17 protein-coding genes and 1 riboswitch are annotated in these 21,295 nt (G+C 43.1%); of the genes, 13 read left to right on the top strand and 4 right to left on the bottom strand.

Annotated elements, in window-relative coordinates:
• Nucleotides 1-288: 288 nt before the first annotated feature.
• From PSM36_RS08475 to PSM36_RS08420, 13 genes are all read left to right on the top strand, one after another.
• Nucleotides 289-1,590: a cobyrinate a,c-diamide synthase gene (locus tag PSM36_RS08475; RefSeq protein WP_076930552.1), complete on the top strand. Its 1,302-nt coding sequence runs from the start codon at nucleotides 289-291 to the stop codon at nucleotides 1,588-1,590.
• Between the two features lie 159 nt (nucleotides 1,591-1,749).
• A riboswitch (cobalamin riboswitch) is annotated at nucleotides 1,750-1,956 on the top strand.
• Nucleotides 1,957-2,050: 94 nt separating this feature from the next.
• Nucleotides 2,051-2,209 (top strand): hypothetical protein, encoded by a 159-nt coding sequence (locus tag PSM36_RS17340; RefSeq protein WP_154670991.1) that lies wholly within the window; start codon nucleotides 2,051-2,053, stop codon nucleotides 2,207-2,209.
• A gap of 12 nt (nucleotides 2,210-2,221) precedes the next feature.
• Nucleotides 2,222-3,148, top strand: a complete 927-nt coding sequence (locus PSM36_RS08470; RefSeq protein ID WP_076930551.1) for a sirohydrochlorin cobaltochelatase — start codon at nucleotides 2,222-2,224, stop codon at nucleotides 3,146-3,148.
• A 34-nt stretch (nucleotides 3,149-3,182) separates the two neighbouring features.
• Entirely contained in the window at nucleotides 3,183-4,595 is a 1,413-nt protein-coding gene (gene cobJ, locus PSM36_RS08465) for a precorrin-3B C(17)-methyltransferase (protein ID WP_076930550.1), read from the top strand.
• An 11-nt stretch (nucleotides 4,596-4,606) separates the two neighbouring features.
• Nucleotides 4,607-5,791, top strand: coding sequence for a precorrin-6y C5,15-methyltransferase (decarboxylating) subunit CbiE (cbiE, locus tag PSM36_RS08460; RefSeq protein ID WP_076930549.1), 1,185 nt, complete (start codon nucleotides 4,607-4,609; stop codon nucleotides 5,789-5,791).
• Nucleotides 5,792-5,842: 51 nt separating this feature from the next.
• The gene (gene cobM, locus PSM36_RS08455; protein WP_076932143.1) at nucleotides 5,843-7,702 is read left to right on the top strand and encodes a precorrin-4 C(11)-methyltransferase; all 1,860 of its coding nucleotides are present in this window, start codon (nucleotides 5,843-5,845) and stop codon (nucleotides 7,700-7,702) included.
• Between the two features lie 61 nt (nucleotides 7,703-7,763).
• Nucleotides 7,764-8,483 carry a precorrin-2 C(20)-methyltransferase gene (cobI, locus tag PSM36_RS08450; protein WP_076930548.1) on the top strand — a complete coding sequence of 240 codons (720 nt, stop codon included), beginning with the start codon at nucleotides 7,764-7,766 and terminating at the stop codon, nucleotides 8,481-8,483.
• Between the two features lie 64 nt (nucleotides 8,484-8,547).
• On the top strand, nucleotides 8,548-9,690 hold the full coding sequence (locus PSM36_RS08445; RefSeq protein ID WP_076932142.1) for an ABC transporter substrate-binding protein: 1,143 nt from the start codon (nucleotides 8,548-8,550) through the stop codon (nucleotides 9,688-9,690).
• A 53-nt stretch (nucleotides 9,691-9,743) separates the two neighbouring features.
• Complete coding sequence (locus PSM36_RS08440) at nucleotides 9,744-10,778, top strand: iron ABC transporter permease (RefSeq protein ID WP_076930547.1); 1,035 nt, start codon at nucleotides 9,744-9,746, stop codon at nucleotides 10,776-10,778.
• 104 nt (nucleotides 10,779-10,882) lie between these two features.
• Nucleotides 10,883-11,884, top strand: coding sequence for an ABC transporter ATP-binding protein (locus PSM36_RS08435; RefSeq protein ID WP_154670990.1), 1,002 nt, complete (start codon nucleotides 10,883-10,885; stop codon nucleotides 11,882-11,884).
• 12 nt (nucleotides 11,885-11,896) lie between these two features.
• A complete protein-coding gene (gene cbiD, locus PSM36_RS08430) occupies nucleotides 11,897-13,747 on the top strand; it encodes a cobalt-precorrin-5B (C(1))-methyltransferase CbiD (RefSeq protein ID WP_076930545.1) in 1,851 nt (616 codons plus the stop codon).
• 110 nt (nucleotides 13,748-13,857) lie between these two features.
• Complete coding sequence (locus PSM36_RS08425; protein WP_076930544.1) at nucleotides 13,858-14,622, top strand: creatininase family protein; 765 nt, start codon at nucleotides 13,858-13,860, stop codon at nucleotides 14,620-14,622.
• Between the two features lie 136 nt (nucleotides 14,623-14,758).
• Entirely contained in the window at nucleotides 14,759-15,979 is a 1,221-nt protein-coding gene (locus PSM36_RS08420) for a uracil-xanthine permease family protein (RefSeq protein ID WP_076930543.1), read from the top strand.
• 348 nt (nucleotides 15,980-16,327) lie between these two features.
• Here the strand turns inward: PSM36_RS08420 and PSM36_RS08410 are convergent, their stop codons facing one another.
• From PSM36_RS08410 to PSM36_RS08395, 4 genes are all read right to left on the bottom strand, one after another.
• The gene (locus PSM36_RS08410) at nucleotides 16,328-17,320 is read right to left on the bottom strand and encodes an acyltransferase family protein (RefSeq protein WP_076930541.1); all 993 of its coding nucleotides are present in this window, start codon (nucleotides 17,318-17,320) and stop codon (nucleotides 16,328-16,330) included.
• 26 nt (nucleotides 17,321-17,346) lie between these two features.
• A complete protein-coding gene (locus PSM36_RS08405) occupies nucleotides 17,347-18,612 on the bottom strand; it encodes a glycosyltransferase family 4 protein (protein ID WP_076930540.1) in 1,266 nt (421 codons plus the stop codon).
• A 93-nt stretch (nucleotides 18,613-18,705) separates the two neighbouring features.
• Entirely contained in the window at nucleotides 18,706-20,019 is a 1,314-nt protein-coding gene (locus tag PSM36_RS08400; RefSeq protein WP_076930539.1) for a UDP-glucose dehydrogenase family protein, read from the bottom strand.
• A 59-nt stretch (nucleotides 20,020-20,078) separates the two neighbouring features.
• A complete protein-coding gene (locus PSM36_RS08395) occupies nucleotides 20,079-21,227 on the bottom strand; it encodes a glycosyltransferase (RefSeq protein ID WP_076930538.1) in 1,149 nt (382 codons plus the stop codon).
• Between the last annotated feature and the right edge of the window lie 68 nt (nucleotides 21,228-21,295).

The following is a 21,295-nucleotide window of genomic DNA, read 5'->3' as shown; positions in this document are numbered from 1 at the left end:
TATTGTCTTTAGCGATTGAGGACGCTGGCAAACATAATTGGATGCGGGGTTAAAATGGTAGGATTATACATGCGAAAATTTGTACAAATCGTGCATTAACAATAAAATGTATTTGTACTATTTGCGCATAATTCAATCATAAGTATCTGATATTTAATACATAAAAAATACAATTTTTTTATCCGGAAATTATCCGGAATGACTGTGAAATGAATAGTATCCGGATATTCGTCGGTTTACAGTGATTTAACAGGTAAAATTTTATTCAAAAACCTTACCTTTGCAACCATGGCAAGATATCAGTTCTTAATAGGCGCATCATCATCGGGAAGCGGAAAGACCACGCTGACCATCGGGTTGTTGCGGGCATTCAAAAACCGGGGGTTACAGGTACAACCGTTTAAGTGTGGTCCCGACTATATCGACACGAAATTCCACGAACTGGCGGCGGGTAAACCCTCTATCAACCTGGATCTTTTCCTTTCCTCACAAGAACATGTAAAGCAATTGTACTCGACCTATACGTCCGGCTGTGATATTGCCCTGACCGAAGGGGTTATGGGCCTTTTCGACGGATTTGACAAGTGGCAGGGCAGCGGTGCACATATTGCAGAGGTGCTCGATATCCCTATTATATTGGTGCTGACTCCCAAATCGATGGCTTACTCCGTTGCACCCATCCTGTACGGCTTCAAGAACTTTCACAAAAACATATCCATTGCAGGTGTTATTTTTAATATGGTCAATTCCGACAGTCATTACCGGTTCTTACAGGATGCCTGTAACGACGTGGGTATACCCGCATTGGGACGTCTGCCGAAAAACAACGATCTGGAGATTCCGTCGCGTCATCTCGGATTGAGTATCGACAGCAACCTGCTTTTGGATGAGTTTGCAGAGAAAGCGGGCAATTTTATGGAGCAGCATCTCCCTATTGATGAGATACTGGAGATGACCCGGAAAAGCTTAACTTCGCCTGTTCTCTCAAAGGAAAACGCGGTATCACACCGCAAAGTGTTAAAATCCGCTGTCGCCACTGACGAAGCTTTTGCTTTTTACTACCATGAAAATATCGAGTATCTGAAAAAGAGAGGAACGGTCACTTTTTTCAGTCCGATGCACGATCAGGAACTACCTGATGCCGATTTTATATACCTTCCGGGTGGATATCCGGAATTATATCCCGACAAATTAAGTGAGAACACATCTATGCTGGAGAGCATCCGCCGTTATGTAGAGCAGGGAGGACGACTGCTGGCTGAGTGCGGAGGGATGATGTACCTTTCATCCTGCATTGCCGATAAAACCGGAAAAGAGTATCCCATGGTTAATATTTTTAAACAAAAAGCCAGTATGGAAGCAATGAAACTCACACTGGGGTACCGGCAATTCACATCGAATGGTATCTGTGTGAAGGGACATGAATTTCATTACTCGTCCGTTTCCGGAAATGAAGAAAGTTTCATCACTCAATACAATGCCAAAGGTATTCCGGTTGATACGAAACTATTACGCTATAAGAATGCAATTGCCGGATATACACATATATACTGGGCAGAAATGGATGATTTGATGAGGCTCTTCCATTAGAATAAAACTATGATTTATTCAAGTTTCATAAGTTGCATACACTTCAAAGTTATATGTGAAACTTAAGTCATTTATCAAATATTTGCAATTAAAAATCAACCTTATAGATAAAAACTATATCCCATCATTTTTATTATTCTTATTATACAAAAAGAGCTATCTTTGCATCCGATTTTTGGTGTTCCGATCACGAGGTCTCGCGATCGGAATGAAAAGGGAATCAGGTGAAAGTCCTGAACAGACCCGCTGCTGTAAGCTCCGCCTACGTGCTGAACAAATAACCCAATGCCACTGTCCCGATCAGGGATGGGAAGGCGTTCAGACACGGGAGTAAGTCAGAAGACCTGCCAGAAACGCAAGAACAACACAAGTGAAAGTGTCCCGGGTTTTTGGATACAGAACCGGATGAATGAATTCTTCCTATCGCAAGAATAATTCACCAATTTATTATTTATCATAAATGAAGTATGTAAAGCGTACGTCAGTTATGCTGCTTGTATTGGGTATGCTGGCTTCGAATGCTGTTGTGGCACAGGATAGCGCCTATGGTGTGAATTATGCAATCCTCTCTCCGGGACGAACGGTATATATGAGTCTTGCAATCAACTTTTCAAAATAAATCAATGATAATATGAAAACGATTTTCACTTCTTTCTTTATGCTACTGACTACGTTCGGTTTATTAGCCCATGGCGGCGGGAATTATGAACATTCCGATTTCTTCGGCTCAATGCAGATCGGTGACAAAGCTGCTATTCTGATGGTGCATTTCGGTACCACACACGACGATACACGCGCATTGACAATTGATGTACTAAACGACCGCGTAAAACAACAGTTCCCGGATCTGGAAGTCCGTGAAGCCTATACTTCCCGGATTGTGATAAAGCGTTTGGGTGACAGAAGCATCATAAAGGCAGACCCACTTGAAGTGCTTCAACAACTCAAATCGGAGGGATATACCCATATCCTCATCCAGTCTTCCACCATTATCGACGGGAAAGAGATGGAATCTCTTGAGAGAAATGCGGCTGAAGTAAAAGATCAATTTAAGGAGGTGCGTGTCGGAAACCCACTGCTTTACGATCCGGATGATTATGAAGCAGTCATTGCGGCAATCACCAAAGGAGCAGATAAAAATCTCGCTTACGTTCTGGTAGGACACGGCACATACGATTCAACCACGGCGCAATATGCGATGCTCGACTATATGCTGAAGGCAAAAGGACATCAGAACTTCTTCGTGGGAACAATCGAAGGATATCCCGAATATGACGATATGCTGGCTCAATTGCAACAGTCAGGATTGAAAAAGGTCGTTTTAGTGCCGTTTATGTTTGTCGCAGGTGAACATGCCAAAAACGACATTGAGGGCGACTGGAAAGAAGAGCTCGAAAAGGCGGGTTATACCGTCGAAGTAAAGATGCAGGGGCTCGGGGAGAATGTTGAGATACAGGATATTTTTATTAACCATCTTAAATTCAAAACCCGCCACCGCAAACTGGACATCATGGAAAAGAAAGCGAAGTACCGTCAAACGGGAGAAAAAGAGGACTAAAAAAAGTAATTTGACAATCATTATAAGTAAAATCATGTCGAAAGGAAAGATCTTTGTTGCCGGTATAGGTCCCGGAGGCAAAGAAGATATTACACCTGCAGTACTTGATGCGATAGCCGTGTCGGATGTCATTGTGGGATATAAATACTATTTCCGGTTTGTTGAGAATATCATCAAACCTGGAACGCCCTGTATAGATACGGGCATGAAAAAAGAACGCGAACGGGCTTTACAGGCTTTTGAATATGCGGAGCAGGACAAGACGGTTTGTGTAATCAGTTCCGGCGATGCAGGGATCTACGGCATGGCGCCACTTGTTCATGAGATGAAAACCGAGCGCAACAGCGATGTGGAAGTGGAAGTCCTGCCCGGCATCAGTGCATTTCAGAAAGCAGCCGCCTTGTTGGGGTGTCCGGTAGGGCATGATTTCTGTGTGATCTCGCTTTCCGACCTGATGACGCCCTGGGACAAGATAGAAAAACGGATAGAAGCGGCTGCAACAGCCGATTTCGTTACGGCGGTTTACAACCCTAAAAGCAAGGGGCGGTATTGGCAATTGTACCGTCTGCAGGAGATATTTTTACAGTACTGTTCACCCGAAACGCCGGTCGGTTATGTCCGCCAGGCGGGACGTGATGAACAGGAGATCAAAGTCACCACGCTGGAGAAATTTGATCCCGAAGAGGTGGATATGTTCACTGTGGTAATCATCGGCAACTCACAATCCTACTTTTCTGCAGACAACACGTTTATCACTCCTCGGGGTTACTATCGTGAAGATATCGACAACGGCGCCAGGAATATAGGACAGGATATTATGATCCGCAGTTTCCGGACAATCGACGGTGAATTAAAAGACCGCGATATTGCGTTGGATAAGAAATGGGCGTTGCTGCATGCGATCCATACCACTGCCGATTTCGACATGGAGAATATTCTCTATACCGATGAGAGCGCCGTGGAAAAACTGCATAAACAATGCAGGAACGGGCAGATCAAGTATATAATCTCCGATGTAACCATGGTTGTTTCCGGAATTCGTAAAGGAGCCTTAGAGCGACTCGGGATAGAAGCCAAATGTTACCTGTACGACCCACGCGTGGCAGCACTGGCGGAAGAGAAGGGAGTCACCCGTACGCAAGCCGGAATCCGGCTGGCTGTAGCGGAACATCCCGATGCATTGTTCGTCTTCGGTAATGCACCGACTGCGCTTATCGAATTATGCGAATTGATCCGCAAAGACAAAGCCCAACCCGCAGGTATTATTGCCGCACCGGTCGGCTTTGTCAATGTACGCGAGTCGAAACATATGACCAAGCCGTTCAGGCATATCCCCAAACTGATCGTGGAGGGGCGTAAAGGTGGAAGCAATCTCGCTGCTACGCTTGTAAATTCCATTCTCACGCTCGATGATGCAGCGCAGCTCAAGCCGGGAAAAGACATGTAAGACGTATGTAAATGAACTTCTTTATTATAGGCATAGATGACAACAGGGAACAGTACTTTACACCCGAAGTGCAGCAGGTAATACAATCACATACTCTCTTTTCGGGTGGGACACGACATTATGAGATTGTCAAGCCCTATTTGCCTTTGGAGCATAGTTGGATACCCATTACGGTACCTCTCTCCGATGTGTTCGAACAATACCGCTCTCACGAGTCGGTGGTGGTCTTCGCATCGGGTGATCCTTTATTCTATGGCTTTGCCAACACGGTGTTGCGTGAGATACCGGAAGCAGAAGTAAAGGTTTTCCCGTTCTTCAACTCTTTGCAATTGTTGGCACACCGACTGCTGATGCCTTATCATAATATGCACGTTGTGTCACTTACAGGACGTTCATGGAACAAATTCGATGAGGCGCTGATACGGGGTTACGAAAAGATCGGGGTATTGACTGATAATAAGGAACACACACCGTCTGCCATCGCTGCACGAATGCTGGAATATGGGTATGACAATTATACGATGTCAGTAGGTGAACTGCTTGGAAACGGAGAAAAGGAAAAAGTGTCGGATTGGAGATTGGAAGAAGTAGTTGGTAAAACATTCGCATTTCCCAATAATCTCATTTTGCGTCGTATCAATATACGTCCACGGCCGTTTGGTATTCCGGAATCTGATTTTCACCTGCTTGACGGAAGAGCCAGGATGATTACCAAAATGCCTATCCGGCTACTATCGCTCAGTATGCTCGATTTGCATGATCGCCACGTTTTCTGGGACATCGGTTTCTGTACCGGTTCGGTATCGGTAGAAGCGAAACTGCAATTTCCACACCTGCGTATCATAGCATTTGAACAACGTCCCGAAGGAGAACAGTTGATACATGATAACGCAAGAAAATTCGGCACCCCGGGTATCGAGACGGTCATCGGCGATTTCGCACAAATCGATATTACCCCCTACCCCAGTCCCGACGCAGTTTTCATTGGCGGACACGGAGGGAAGATGGATGAAATCATAGAAAAGACCAGCGATCTGTTGGCAGATGACGGTGTGATTGTTTTCAACTCCGTATCGGAAGAGAGCCGCCAGTTATTTCTGAAGGCTATTGACAGATACAACTTGCAATTGAGGCAAACGATCCGTATCCAAACGGATGACTTCAACCCGATTGATGTGATGAAAGCAACCAAATAGATGAAAGCACTAATATTCAAAACCATAAGACTCCTGAAACATAATGGAAAGATGAATAACTCCAGCATACAATCAGAAACAGACAAACCTGAACAGGCAACACTTGCCGTTATACTGGTTTCCGAAACCGCTATCGAGATCGCCCGCCTGATCCGGCGGGAGTTCCCCGAAACGGTTATCTACACAAAGTCCCCTATAGAAGGGTGCGTACAGATATCATCCTTTTCAAAAGGAGTAAAACAACTGTTCCCGACCGTCGATGTACTGGTCTTTATCGGGGCAATGGGCATTTGTGTGCGTAGCATTGCACCCTGTATAAAGAATAAACATACCGATCCGGCAGTCATCAATATCGACAGTAGCGGAAAATACGTTATTTCCGTTTTATCAGGGCATGTAGGCGGCGCCAATACCTTTAGCGAACGTTTGGCGCGCATTATAGGCGGAGAAGAGATCATCACCACGCAAAGCGACAACACCGGATTGTGGGCGTTGGATACGTTGGACCAGCGTTTCGGATGGATAACACGTACGACTGCCGGCAACTTCAACCATCCGCTCACCACTTTCGTCAACAGGAAACCGACAGCATTGCTGCTCGATATAAAAGATGCCGGTAGCGATTATTTAGAGCGCAACAAACCTGAGCATACTGATATTTTCTATTCCATTGAAAATATTGGCTGGGAAAAATATGAATTATTGATCGCCGTCACCCCATTCTTATATCCCGATTCTCCTGTTCCCGTGATTTATTTTCACCCGAGAGTATTGCAGCTGGGGATCGGTTGCCGCAAGTTATGCAGTCCTGCCGGGATAGGTGAATATATTGATCGTTTTCTGTCGGAGAAACATGTGGCGAAAGAGGCGATTGCAGGTATTTCCTCTATCGAACTAAAGAAGGATGAACCACTACTGCAGGACCTTTCTCGACGTTATAATGCCCCTTTGCATATCTACACCGCATCGGAGTTAGAGGGTATCGATATACCCAATCCATCAGACAAAGTGGTGAGTGTAACATCCGTGCCGAGCGTATCAGAAGCATCGGCATTGAAGGCTTCGGAAATGGGGCTGTTGATCCTGGAGAAACAGAAAGGTGTATTAAGCGAAGGCAATGACTTTACGTTTTCACTGGCCATTAACCGGAGCGTATTGCGCCATGGGCATATTGAAATTGTGGGAGCCGGGCCGGGGGATCCCGAATTGATTTCGTTGAAAGGGAAATATTTCCTGGAAGATGCTGACCTGATCCTCTATGCCGGAAGCCTTGTTCCCGTGGAACTCACGCACTATGCAAAGAAAGGAGCGACAGTTCGCAGTTCGGCTCCGATGAGCCTCGAAGAGCAATTCGCTATAATGAAAGAATTTTACGATCAGGGTAAACTTATTGTGCGTTTGCATACGGGTGATCCCTGCATTTACGGCGCTATTCAGGAACAGATGGCCTTGTTTGATGCACACGGCATGTCGTATCACATCACTCCCGGTATTTCATCGTTCCAGGCAGCAGCAGCGGCGTTGCAATCGCAATTCACCATTCCCGAGAAAGTACAAACCATTATCCTTACACGCGGAGAAGGGCGCACACCCATGCCCGAAAAGGAGAAGTTGCACCTGCTTGCCCGTTCGCAAAGTACGATGTGTATTTTTCTGAGCGCTGCCATAGCCGAAGATGTACAACGAGAGTTACTGGAACATTATCCTCCTACCACCCCTGTAGCAGCCTGTTACAAACTCACCTGGAAAGATGAGCGAATCTATCGCGGAGAATTAAAAGACCTGGCAAAGATTATCCGTGATAACGACCTCACGTTAACGACAATGATTGTGGTAGGTGAAGCTATCGATAACCGCCACGGACTTTCACGGTTATACGCCGATGACTTTAAGCATCTGTTCAGGAGTTAGTGGGAAGGTGTGGAGAAGGTTTTGAATAGTCTTTTAAGAATGTAGAAACTGTTTTATTTAGATGCCTGAAAAAGTAGAAAAATATTTGCCTGTTTGTGTTTCTTTGGGCCCCGGTGATCCGGAATTGGTTACGTTGAAAGCACTAAGGACATTGCAGAAAGTCGAAATAATTTATTGTCCGGCCACGCAATCGGACGGGAAGACCCTGTCACGGGCAAAAGATATACTGGATGAGATCGGTATCGATACACAAAAAATAAGGATCTTTTTAGTGCCGATGAGCAAAGACCGGACGCTTGCGGAGAAAGTATACAGTGACATTGCCTCTGAAATTGCCGAATGTTATCAAACAGGACGGTCAGTGGCATTTGTGGCAGAAGGCGATTCAGGCTTCTACTCTTCCGTTCATTATATTTCCGACAAACTGGAAGAGATGGATATTGCCGTACAGCATATTGCCGGCGTTCCCGCCTTCATTGCATGCGGTGCATTGGCAGGTATTCATGTAGTAAAGCAGGATGAACGGTTGTCGGTTTTTCCTTCCGGCACATCGGCTGAAGAGATCATGATGGAAGTGGAAGCCGGAAAGTCTGTCGTATTGATGAAACTTTCACAACAGAAAGATACCATAAAAAAAGCCGTGGAGATCCTTTCCGAAGCACAATTTCATTATTTTGAAAACGTGGGAATTGCCCAAAAAGAGTTTTATACAAACAATCGGAATGAAATCATACAACGTTTATTTCCTTATTTTTCCCTACTTATTGTGAAGAAAGATTGATAGGGAGACCGGGGAGATTGAGAAAGATTGAGGAAGATTGAGGAAGATTGAAAACAATAATAATATGAAACAAATAACTTCTATCCTAATTGGTTGTCTTTTAATCCTTACCGGATGTAAAGGCAATGCACAGAAAGAAAACAACAGCTCAAAAAGTATAGATACTTCCGGTGCTGCCGACATACATATCAAATATGCCAGGGGTTTTTCCGTAAAAGATTTCGGGTCATACCGCCTTGTCGATGTGCGGGATCCGTTGGATGAAAGCATTTTGACCTATCATTATGCATTGGTGCCCCGGGGTACCAAACCCGAAGGGATTCCCGATCATTACACTGTTATTGAAACGCCTGTGGAACGTGTGATATGTATGACGGCACTGCAAATGTCGAACTTCATTAAGTTGGAACAGACTGATAAAATTGTCGGGATCAATAGCACGCGTTTCCTGTTTAATGAGAAGATCAAACAGCAACTCAAAGAGAACAAGGCAAGCCGTATCGGCATCGAGGGAAACTTCGATAACGAGGTAATTCTTGCCATCAATCCGGATATTATTCTTGTATCGCCATTCAAAAAAGGGGGATATGATGCCATCAGGAACCTGGGCTTCCCGTTGGTCACCTTTCTCGGATACAAAGAAAGTTCCCCATTGGGACAGGCGGAATGGATAAAATTTACGGCCATGCTTTTGGGCATCGAAGAGCAGGCAAACCGTCAATTCGATAAAATCGAAAAGCGTTATGACGAACTCAAGAGTTTGGTGGCCACGGCATCATCCCGTCCTAAAGTATTGAGTGGCGAAATGCATGGCGGAAACTGGTATGTGGTGGGAGGAAAAAGCTATCTGGCGCACCTTTTCGAAGATGCAGGGGCCGATTATTTCATGCAGAATGACAATGAGTCAGGTGGATTTTATGTCGATTTCGAGAGCGTCTACTCACAGGGCGCCAATGCCGACTTCTGGCGGATCGTGAACAGTTTTGACGGAGAGTTCACTTATCGGGCTCTGCAACAAACCGACCCTCGTTATGCCGATTTCAAAGCTTTTAAAGAGAAGCAGATAATCTATTGCAGCCTGCGCAATAAGCCGTTCTACGAAAATACCCCTGTAGAGCCTGAAGTGGTATTGGCCGACCTTATCAAGGCATTTCATCCAGAATTGCTGCCGGATCATACGCCAGTCTATTATGAAGTATTGAAATAGGAATGATTATAACTCAAGTTTCGTATGTATGCAATTAAAACGGAGACATTCAGATGAACCGTAATACGTTTTTTTTCACCCTTATTTTCATTAGTATCATTGTTTTGGTGATGCTCAACCTGGCGTTGGGCACCATTTCTATCCCGCTTGCCGATATATGGAATATTCTGTTGGGGAAAAATGATGAGTCGCAGATCATCTGGCAGAATATTGTCTGGAAATCGCGCTTCCCACAGACTATTACGGCATTGGTGGCCGGTATAGGATTATCGATCAGTGGTTTACAGATGCAGACGGTTTTTCGCAATCCGTTGGCAGGTCCGTCGGAACTGGGTATCAGTTCCGGAGCAAGTCTGGGGGTAGCTACCATTATATTACTTTCCGGGAGTATCAGCGGCAGGGCGCTGAGCCGTATGGGACTTATGGGAGAAGTAGCCATTACAATAAGCGCTATCATTGGTGCCATGGCTGTGATGGCTATTATACTTGCCATTTCGCAACGCGTACGGGGCAACGTGGTTTTGTTGATTATGGGGGTGATGATCGGTTATATTGCCACAGCAATCATCGGCGTACTGAAATTTTTCAGTAACGATGAAGATGTACGGGCTTATGTGATCTGGGGATTGGGTAGTTTCTCTAAAGTTTCGGGGAATCAGGTACACACATTTGTCATTGTAATGGCAGTATTGATCCCCTTATCTTTCCTGCTCATTAAAACGCTCAACCTGATGCTGCTGGGTGATAATTACGCCCGCAACCTCGGACTGAACGTCAAACGTGCACGATTTACAGTAATCGCCTGTTCCTGTGTACTTACGGCGGTAGTTACAGCCTATTGCGGCCCTATCGTATTTCTCGGGCTGGCTGTTCCGCACCTTTGTCGTACGCTTTTCAACACCTCCAACCATATTGTACTTGTTCCCGCCGTCACGCTTACCGGAGCCGCATTGGCACTCTTCTGCAATCTGGTGGCGCGCATGCCGGGCTTTGAAGGGGCGTTACCCATCAACTCGGTTACAGCACTGATTGGAGCACCCATTGTTATTTCAGTCTTGTTTGGAAAACGAAAAAATGAGGTAAATTGATTTGATGATTTACTGATCCCGATAAATCGGGATCAGTAGTGATGATGTGATGATTCAACTGTTCAACAATTCAACGATTAAACAGTTAAACGATTCGATATAAAATAATGACTAAAAGTATTGAACTCCGCGATCTTGCTATTGGCTACAAAAACCGTCAACCGGTAAAAGTAGTGGCTCAACACATCGATGCCAGTATTTTTAGTAGCGAGTTGACCTGCCTGCTGGGAGCCAATGGTATAGGAAAGTCTACCTTATTACGTACTCTTTCGGCATTCCAACCCAAACTGTCAGGAGATGTCTTTATCCACGGACAGGAAATCGGAGCCTATTCCGAAAAAGCACTTGCGAGGCTTATAAGCGTAGTGTTGACTGAAAGGCTCGACATTAAAAATATGAGCGTACATGAGCTTGTCGCACTCGGCAGAAGCCCTTATACCGGTTTTTGGGGCAAACTTACTCCGGAAGATCATAAGGAAATAGATAAAGCGATTTCACTTGTAAAGATAACACATCTCACCCACCGGATGGTACATACGCTCAGTGACGGCGAACGTCAAAAAGCGATGATTGCCAAAGCGCTGGCACAGAACACTCCGGTTATTTTCCTGGACGAACCCACGGCCTTCCTCGATTTCCCCAGCAAAGTGGAGATGATGCAGTTGTTGCACCGTCTTTCACGGGAAACGCAGAAAACCATTTTCCTTTCCACACACGATCTCGAACTGGCACTGCAAATTGCCGATAAGATATGGTTGATGGACGACCGCGCCCGGATCCATGTCGGTACGCCCGAAGACCTTTCGCTTAACGGCGATTTGAGTAACTTCTTTGCCCGCAAAGGTATCCTTTTTGACAAGGATACAGGATTGTTCAGGGTGGAAAATGATTTCGACCGGCAAATACGCCTCGTCGGACACGGACAACGCTATTCCATGATCCGTAAGGCATTGCTGCGTAACCGTATTCTTGCGGAACGCAATGCCCCGTCGTACGACACTATCGAAATAGTGGAGAACCGAATCCTCCTCTCAATCGAAAATCAGCCTCAGATATGGGTTGACACTATCGAGGAACTATTGGAGAAGATGAAGAACTACTATTAATTCAAGGAGTCAATGGTAAACGCAGATATTAAACAACCGACGCAAGCCACTATTCTCATCATCGGTGGCACGACCGAAGGAAGGATTGCAGTGAAGATATGCGACGAAGCGGGTAAGTCCTATTTTTATTCTACCAAAAACGCCTCTCAACAAATAGATTGTGTATATGGCAAGCGTATTTCGGGCGGATTGGATGAAGTGTCGATGCCCGGTTTCTGCCTTCGACACAACATCCGCCTTATCGTGGATGCAGCCCATCCGTTTGCCGAAAATGTGCATAAGAACATTGGGATAACGGCGCAAAAGTTACAAATCCCTGTGATCCGATTCGAACGGAATTTTCCACCCTCCAATCCGCAATTGCACTGGTTCGACGACTATCATTCGGCTATCCGTTTTCTGGAAGAAAAGAATATCCATAATCTGCTTGCTCTTACGGGAGTGAATACCATTCTCAAACTGAAACCCTATTGGCTAAATCACAGATGTATATTCCGTATTATGAAGCGGAATGAGTCATTGGCGGTTGTCGAAAAAAACGGATTCCCGCACGAAGATATCCTGTTCTATGAGGATGAACGTGACGAGACTGCACTTTTCCAGCGCCTATCCCCCGGAGCAATCATTACAAAAGAGAGTGGTGAATCGGGTGGCTTTACCGGGAAAATAGACACAGCACTGGCACTCGGTATTCCTGTGCTCGTTATTCGTCGCCCCCCACTACCCTACTTCGCTCATGCAACGATCTATGGCAAGCATGGTTTGCGCAAACAGATTGAAACATTGTCACCCGGTTTTTTCGATCTGAAAACAGGATATACCTCGGGAAGTTGTGCCACGGCTGCTGTCAAAGCAGCACTCACCGCATTGTTATCGGGTATTCCGGTAGAAGATATTACCATTTCACTGCCAAATGACGAACCGGTTACCATCGATATTGTCCGTACAGTTTTTGAGCCGAATGGCAGCGTGACCTGTACTGTATTGAAAGATGCGGGTGATGACCCGGATATAACCAACAGAGCGGAAATATGCGCCAATATCGCTATTAATTCCACACACAGCGGAATACGTTTTTTACAAGGTATAGGCGTAGGAAAAGTAACCCTACCGGGATTGGGACTGGAAATTGGCGGTCCGGCCATCAACGCCACACCCCGTAAAATGATAGAGCGTGAAACGCAGGAAACACTCGAAAAGTTGTCGGACGATCTCCATACCGGCATTGATATTACCATTTCAGTTCCCCACGGTGAAGAGATCGCCAAAAGGACCTTTAATCCGAAATTGGGAATTGTGGGCGGCATATCCATCATCGGGACATCGGGAATCGTAAAACCCTATTCCAATGAGGCATTTATCCACTCCATTCGTCGTGAAGCGCAAGTTGCCAAAGCGTTGGGGGTGAAATATCTTATTATTAATTCGGGAGCAAAAAGTGAAAGATACCTGAAATCTCTGTATCCCGATGCTTTGCCACAGGCATTCGTACAGTATGGTAATTTTATCGGTGAAACATTACAGATAGCGGCAGAAGAAAATTTTGAAGAAGTGACACTCGGCATTATGATCGGCAAGGCTGTAAAACTCGCGGAAGGACTGCTGGATACCCACAGTAAAAGATCTGTGATGAACAGGCGTTTTATTCAATCCGTAGCGAGGGAAGCCAGCTGTACAGGAATCACTATTGAGAAAATCGCAGGAATAACGCTTGCCCGTGAACTGTGGCAGATTATTCCGGTATCGGAGAGAGTATTCTTTCAAGCTTTACTCCATCATTGCCGGAAAGTTTGTGAACCCCTGTTACCCAGTGCCAAATTAACGATATTGCTGATGGATGAAGAGGGATGCGTTTGGAAATAATGCGATTTTCATCTACTTTTGCTTTTATTCATTTATTCAAGTTTCATCAGTTGCATATATTTCGACGGATAAACATACGGAAGTCCAATCATTTATAAAAACAACAAAAGATGATCAGACCTTATATTTTAGCGGAATCGAACTGGAAATCGGTCAAGGATGCCGGTTTTGACCTGGCGGTATTGCCGTGGGGCGCTACCGAGGCACACAACTACCATTTACCTTACGCCACGGACAATATTCTGGCGGAAAACATCGCAGCCGAAGCAGCCCGGATTGCATGGGAAAAAGGCGGAAGACCGGTCGTACTGCCCAATATACCTTTCGGAGTGAATACCGGACAGTTGGATATCCGGCTCGATATGAATATTTATCCGAGCACACAGTTGATCATCCTGAATGACATTGTGGAAAATCTCAACCGGCATGGTATTAAAAAGTTGGTTATTCTCAATAGTCACGGAGGTAATGATTTCAGGATTATGGCACGTGAACTGGGGGCGAAATATCCGGAGATGTTTATCTGCGTATGCAATTGGTTTCAATGGAAAGGGAGAGACGATTTCTTTGAACACAAAGGTGACCATGCCGATGAGATGGAGACCAGCCTGTTGCTGCATCTCAGGCCGGAATTAGTACTCCCATTGGACGAGGCAGGCGAAGGAAAAGAGAAAAAACATAAGATCGAAGCCTTAAGACAAGGTTGGTTCTGGGCAGAACGACGTTGGTCGCAAGTGACGGAAGATACCGGTATTGGCGATCCTAAAGCGTCGACTGCAGACAAAGGGAAACGATTTTTTGAAACAATTACCGAGAAAGTTGCTGCCGTATTATTGGAGTTGGCCCAAAATGATATCAATAACATGTACGAATGAATATCTGAAAATTATTGGTCGAAGGTTTGTCATTCAATTATAAAACAGTTTATGAGCAATATTGAAGTCTAATTTTTTTAAATATTTGCTAAAACCTTTTATCTTTGCACGCAAAAATTAATTTTCACCCAATTCAATGGAGAACAACAAGCAACTCAGCCCCACCTATAAGACCATAGTGGGGGTTCAATTCCTTTTTGTGGCGTTTGGTGCCACGGTACTGGTTCCGTTATTAGTAGGACTTGATCCTTCCACAGCACTGTTTACCGCAGGCGTAGGGACTCTTATCTTTCATTTGGTTACGAAAGGGATGGTCCCTATTTTTTTGGGCAGTAGTTTTGCTTTTATCGCCCCCATTATAAAGGCTACAGAGTTGTATGGCCTGGCCGGAACGCTCTCAGGCTTGGTGGCTGTCGGCCTTGTCTATTTCCTGATGAGCGCGTTGGTTAAATGGCAGGGAGTAAGAGTGATCGAACGTCTTTTCCCGCCGGTAGTTATTGGACCGGTGATCATGCTGATTGGCCTTTCTTTGGCTGGTGTGGGGGTAGATATGGCGAAGGAGGACTGGTTGCTGGCTATTATCGCCTTAGTGACAGCCATCGTAGTAAGCATGTTTGCCAAAGGTTTATTGCAACTGATCCCTATCTTCAGCGGAATTATCGTCGGTTATATTGCTGCCATGCTGCTGGGAAGGGTTGATTTTTCAGGTATTGCTACAGCACCATGGATCGGGTTGCCCCAGTTTGTCAAACCGGAATTCTCCTGGGGAGCCATCCTCTTTATGATCCCGGTAGCCATTGCGCCGGTGATTGAACATGTGGGTGATATGTATGCTGTAAGCCAGGTCGCCGGAAAAAATTTCGTAAAAAAACCGGGGTTGCATCGCTCCATGTTTGGTGATGGTATCGCCTGTTGTGTATCAGGATTTATTGGGGGACCTCCCGTAACCACCTACTCAGAAGTGACCGGAGCCATGATCCTTACCAAAGTGACCGATCCGGCAGTGATCCGTATCGCAGCGGTTACCGGGATTGTTTTCTCACTGGTGGCTAAAGTAAGCGCATTTTTAAAATCAATACCGGGTTCCGTACTCGGCGGTATTATGCTGTTACTCTTCGGCATGATTGCAGCCACGGGTGTGAATAACATGATCCGGAATAAAACCGACATGAGCAACACCCGTAACCTGATCATCGTATCGCTCACCCTGACTACAGGTATCGGAGGCGCTGTGTTACAGGTAGGAAATATCAGCATGACAGGGATCGGCCTGTCAGCACTAATAGGAGTGATTCTAAACCTGATCCTGCCAAGGACGAAAGAGAAAAACGAAAATAAAGAAGAGATTGGTAGTTAATTGCCGACCGGTCTCTTATAATTGACACTGAATGATCATATCTTCACCCATTTTTTCAAAACAAAATCTCCAGTTTATTTTACATCGATTCCACAAATGGATGGTGGAATAGGTGGTACCAATCTAAAAATTTATGTCCCTGCTGAGTCTGTTAATACTTACAAACAAGCTCCAGGCTGGAGTTCTTATAGTGACAAGATATTTTCGGAAGAATAGACACCTACGAATTAGAGCTATTGGGTCTCCGGAACAGATATACGAAGTATTTTTGGCTCCCATAAAGGCTATATTATTAATGAGGTTTTACAACAATCGCCATGGAGTTCGGAATGATATACTTTAAATGGATTAAAATAAAGATAAAGTGTTTATTCTCTTTCTCACATATTTATTGTATACGTATATTATTGGAATAATGGCTATTATACAGGTAATTGAAATTAAAATAGAATAAGTCAAATTTGTTCTTATTATATTGACTTCTATACCTGATAACTTACTAAACCCGCCAATTAGAAACCGATATATTGGCTCGTGTACACTCATAATGATCAACGAATTAACACCAATATATTCAAGAGTTCTATTCTTATTAATCAGTTTTGACAATACAGCCCAGAACAGAATACCACATAATGCTATTGGAATAAAATAAATGGGAGACGTCTCAATATCACCTCTGTATCCATTTTGAACAGCCATAATTTGAACGTACATACACCCAACTAATAGTAAGAGTTTAAAAACCAATGCAAGATTCGTAAAGCTACTTTCCTGTTCTTTTGAGATAAACCCTATTCCATAAAAAACTAAACCAAAAAAGGCTGTATGCAATCCAAAAGGGAAAACATTAAGATTATATAGTTGTACTAAAGTGCCTATTGTGAAAGATATGATTAAGACTGATAATATTCCTATTTTGTTTTTAATCTTTGAGATATAATAAAATATCAATTCTGTTGCAAACAAACAAGGTAAAAACCACAATGGCCCATTAAAATATAAGTGATTTCCCTCTAAAGTTCCGTAAAATAGTCCAATAAATTGGTGAAAAATACTATATTCACCACCTCTAAATCTTCTTTCTATAACCACCCAATATAAAAAAGTCACTAGAAAAAACAGCACATAAGGTATATAAATAGACTTAAATTTTGATTTGAAGAATCCTTTAAAGTCAGGATATTTATCAGGATTATAAAGAAAACCCGATATCAAAAAAAACAATGGCATGTGAAAATTCCAGATAAAGACACGTAACTCAGGTATTCGTGTTACGTGTCCAAGCACTACGAAAAAAATACCAATTCCTTTTAGAATGTCTATATAATTCTTCCTCATTATATTATTCAAAATCTCGTTATAAATTATCTTTTGCCTTTCTCGACTGGGACAAAATCAGACAATACCTTATGGTATAAATCTACCACTTTTTTTGCTTTCTCGTCCCATGAGAGCTGTTCCTGAAGTAACTTACAATTCAGCGATAATTCTCCCAGCAATGGCCGGTTCTCATAAAACATATTTAAATGTTCAGCAAAATCAATAATCGATCTTTTAGGATTTGTAAGCGGAATTTTACGACCGACTTTTTCATTGACTGTAGCTCCAAAGCCACAGGTATCGAAGCACAATATAGGAAGTCGATTACTTAGAGCCTCCAATACAACGTTAGGGTTATCTTCATTTACGCTTGTAAAGAAAAAAAGTTGTGCTTCACGCATTGCTTGATGCACCTCTGCGAGGGGTCTGTTACCATGCCACACTATTTGGTCAGAAATTTTCAAATCAGCTGCGAGCTGTTTTGCTTCTTTTTCCTGCGCTTCGTTCCCCTGACCATACACATCTAAAATAATTTGTTTATTGTTTGTAGCTGCCAATGCCTTTAAAGCCAATGGTAATTGTTTACGAAAATCGAATTTTCCTACCCACATCACATGAAAGTCGTCGTTATAGAATCTTTCCATTGGCACATCGCTCTTTACAAATAATCCTGTTTCGGAAAGCAGCACAGACTCTCTTTTCTTGTATTTTTTTATTGCTTCGTATGAAACAGGGATTGAACTCATTAGCAAACTTGCTCTTTTAAACGCCTGATTGACTCGATAATCATACTTTAACTGTAATAGATTTATACTGTTTTTGAGACGATTAAAAAGTTGCAATTTTAAATCTGCACCCTGAAGATAAGCTGCCGGAAATTGTTTCAGGCCTCCGATGGGTCCCCAAACAAAAGGAATGTCCTCTATTTCCCACAGATTACCCGGTTCTCTGTAACCAATCATATTGAGTTGGTGTAGGATATCTATTTTCTGATCGGCAATAATCAGTTTTGCAATTTCCAATGTTTTCTTCTGCCATTTTTTATAATGGGTATAGAATCTCCAATCACCCTGATTCCAAGCCATCTTTCTGACTCTCTCCGAAACCGGATTATAATAAAAATGCATATTATCCCTTTGTGGCAAAGTGACAAGAGCAGCTTCTATTTCATCCCGAAATTCACCTTCTGTTATGATATGCACGCTGCAATGTTTCGCTAAATGTGCACACATATTCCATCCTGTGCCGGGTTCACTACCTCTCATTGGAGAACAAGCATAAGCATTGATGAGGATATTTAATTTTTTCATTTCTTTATTGTTTGATAAGTTTTCGTTTAATATTGAATCAATAATCCGTACGGCGATGTTTTCGGAAAGGAAAAATAGTTCCAAAGCCTCTTGTTATCCTATCCCACTATATGTAAAACCGTGAGATGCCAATTCTTCTTTATTATAGATATTACGTCCGTCAACCACTAAGTAATCATCCATACTTTTTTTCAATCTATTCCAATCTGGCAGACGAAATTCTTTCCACTCAGTAGGAATAATGAGGGCGTGAGCCCCCTGTACTGCATCATAAATATCGGTAGCATAATAAATTCCATTATTCAGGTATTTACGAGCCTCGTTCATCGCGGCAGGGTCATAAGCTCTTACCGTTACACTGGCCTTCAGCAGGCTGTCTATAAGTGTGAGTGAAGGCGCTTCACGCATGTCGTCGGTTTCAGGTTTAAATGACAATCCCCATACAGCAACGGTTTTATTCTTTATATCCTCATTAAAATATTGACTGAATTTCCGGAAAAGAATATTTTTCTGGTTATTATTGACTACCTCTACTGCTTTTAAAAGTTTCATTTCGTAGCCAAAAGCTTCTCCTACCTTTATAAATGCCCGGACATCTTTCGGAAAGCAGCTACCACCATATCCGCATCCGGGATAGAGGAAACTACGGCCGATACGGGTATCACTTCCTATTCCACGACGTACCATATTGACATCTGCCCCTACCAATTCACAAAGATTGGCTACATCATTCATAAAACTGATACGGGTAGCAAGCATGGCATTCGCAGCATATTTCGTCATTTCGGATGATAAAATATCCATGAAAATCACCCTGAAATTATTTATTACAAACGGACGGTAAAGACGTGTCATCAATTCTTCTGCCCTCTCGGATTCTACACCTACTACCACGCGGTCGGGACTCATAAAATCGTTAACTGCAGCACCTTCTTTCAGAAATTCGGGATTGGATGCTACATCAAACTTCAAATTCTGCATTCCACGGCTATCGAGACGGTTTCTCACCAACTCCTTTATACGAAATGAAGTGCCTACCGGAACAGTACTTTTGGTAACAATCAGCAGTGGTTTTGTCATGTTGTCGGCGATATTCTCGGCCACAGTCATCACATAAGATAGATCGGCTGTTCCTTTTTCATCAGAGGGAGTACCGACGGCGATAAAAACTATTTCCATATCGTTTATTACCGAGGCCAGATCCGTGGTAAAATGTAAACGATTAGCTTCAGTATTACGAATAACAATGTTTTTTAATCCTGGCTCGTAGATAGGAATAATTCCCTGTTTCAAATCCTCTATTTTTTTTGAGTCAATGTCCACACAAGTTACATCTACTCCCATCTCTGCAAAACACGCTCCGGAAACAAGTCCCACATACCCCGTACCAATAATAGCTATTTTCATATGATTACTTCACTTTTTATTTAATAATATTAAACAATGGTATATTTTTAATATATTTTTTACAACTCAGGCTTTTCTCCTGCAAATACTCTTTCGAATACAGTCAGCTGATAATAAGGGTTATAATACTTATCGATTATTTCGTGCGATCTTTCTCTTAATAGGTTCCTATCCATATTATTTATCCATTTCTCAATTTTAACTCTGAGATCATTCACGTCGTTTTCCTTAAAGAAGAAACCATTATATCCATCTTCTATGGCTTCGGCTTCAGGCATTTGATTCACCATATTATCGTGTGTACCCACAGGTGTGCCAAAACTCAGAGAATGAATCCCCGTTAATCCTACATTTCCGGGAGATACACACAGGTCGGACATGGATAGAAATTTACCTATCACCTCTTCATCGTAGCATGCACCTGTAAAGTACAGCCATTTTTCCTCCAGCCCTATTTTTCCCATCTCCTCCAGTATCTCTCTTTCGGGACCGTCTCCCATTACTACAAGATTAGCCTTAGGTTCCTTATTATTTATCTGATTGATAGCTTTCAACAGCATATCCAATTTTTTCACTTTGGTCAACCTTCCAATAAAAATGACAACAGGCAAAGATGGATTCCTAAAAAAAGGAAATACCTCATTCTTTTCCAACCCTTTAAGTTTCTGATTCAACAATTTATGGGCATCGTAGTCCAGCGAATTGAAAACGACATATAAATTATCCGGTTTAAATCCATGTTGTATATGGAATTTTTTCGATCGTCTTTCGTAAAGTAGAATCTTGTGTCCAAGTCGAAAAAAAATCTTTTTCAACCTCAACTTGAATCCTTTCTCACGTCCATACAATCCATGTGCCCAGAAAAAGACTTTGATCCCACGAAGCCGACATATCGCAGCAGATATCCAGGTAGATGGTCGAGACATTTCCGACGTGAAAATGGCGTAATCAAATTTAGGGCCACAGCATTCGCGTATAACTTTTGTCTGCCAAAGTAGCGTTTCCTTTTTCCACCAATAATTTTTCACTTTATGCAGTCGATGTTTGTTCAATAAAAATCCTTCCTTTTCAAAATCGATTGCTTCAACCCCATTCTCACTATCTCCAAAGAAAAAATGCATATCCCAATCGGGATTGTTGATCAAAATATTCCATATCGGTCTCCTATAATGAGGTGCTATATCTGCGAAAAACTTTATCGTTATCATAAAATATTTTTAATAATTTCTTTTTATTTTAATGATTATCAATCAATTATTCAGATTGTCATTTATAT

This window comes from Proteiniphilum saccharofermentans, assembly GCF_900095135.1.
GTDB lineage: Bacteria > Bacteroidota > Bacteroidia > Bacteroidales > Dysgonomonadaceae > Proteiniphilum > Proteiniphilum saccharofermentans.
The sequence above is the reverse complement of the archived record's forward strand: the minus strand, read 5'-3'. Positions and strand labels throughout refer to the sequence as shown.

Excerpts from the sequence above, each read along its gene's own strand:
- PSM36_RS08475 (WP_076930552.1), top strand. The coding sequence starts at position 289 with ATGGCAAGATATCAGTTCTTAATAGGCGCATCATCATCGGGAAGCGGA.
- PSM36_RS17340 (WP_154670991.1), top strand. The coding sequence starts at position 2,051 with ATGAAGTATGTAAAGCGTACGTCAGTTATGCTGCTTGTATTGGGTATG.
- PSM36_RS08470 (WP_076930551.1), top strand. The coding sequence starts at position 2,222 with ATGAAAACGATTTTCACTTCTTTCTTTATGCTACTGACTACGTTCGGT.
- cobJ (WP_076930550.1), top strand. The coding sequence starts at position 3,183 with ATGTCGAAAGGAAAGATCTTTGTTGCCGGTATAGGTCCCGGAGGCAAA.
- cbiE (WP_076930549.1), top strand. The coding sequence starts at position 4,607 with ATGAACTTCTTTATTATAGGCATAGATGACAACAGGGAACAGTACTTT.
- cobM (WP_076932143.1), top strand. The coding sequence starts at position 5,843 with ATGAATAACTCCAGCATACAATCAGAAACAGACAAACCTGAACAGGCA.
- cobI (WP_076930548.1), top strand. The coding sequence starts at position 7,764 with ATGCCTGAAAAAGTAGAAAAATATTTGCCTGTTTGTGTTTCTTTGGGC.
- PSM36_RS08445 (WP_076932142.1), top strand. The coding sequence starts at position 8,548 with ATGAAACAAATAACTTCTATCCTAATTGGTTGTCTTTTAATCCTTACC.
- PSM36_RS08440 (WP_076930547.1), top strand. The coding sequence starts at position 9,744 with ATGAACCGTAATACGTTTTTTTTCACCCTTATTTTCATTAGTATCATT.
- cbiD (WP_076930545.1), top strand. The coding sequence starts at position 11,897 with ATGGTAAACGCAGATATTAAACAACCGACGCAAGCCACTATTCTCATC.
- PSM36_RS08425 (WP_076930544.1), top strand. The coding sequence starts at position 13,858 with ATGATCAGACCTTATATTTTAGCGGAATCGAACTGGAAATCGGTCAAG.
- PSM36_RS08420 (WP_076930543.1), top strand. The coding sequence starts at position 14,759 with ATGGAGAACAACAAGCAACTCAGCCCCACCTATAAGACCATAGTGGGG.
- PSM36_RS08410 (WP_076930541.1), bottom strand. The coding sequence starts at position 17,320 with ATGAGGAAGAATTATATAGACATTCTAAAAGGAATTGGTATTTTTTTC.
- PSM36_RS08405 (WP_076930540.1), bottom strand. The coding sequence starts at position 18,612 with ATGAAAAAATTAAATATCCTCATCAATGCTTATGCTTGTTCTCCAATG.
- PSM36_RS08400 (WP_076930539.1), bottom strand. The coding sequence starts at position 20,019 with ATGAAAATAGCTATTATTGGTACGGGGTATGTGGGACTTGTTTCCGGA.
- PSM36_RS08395 (WP_076930538.1), bottom strand. The coding sequence starts at position 21,227 with ATGATAACGATAAAGTTTTTCGCAGATATAGCACCTCATTATAGGAGA.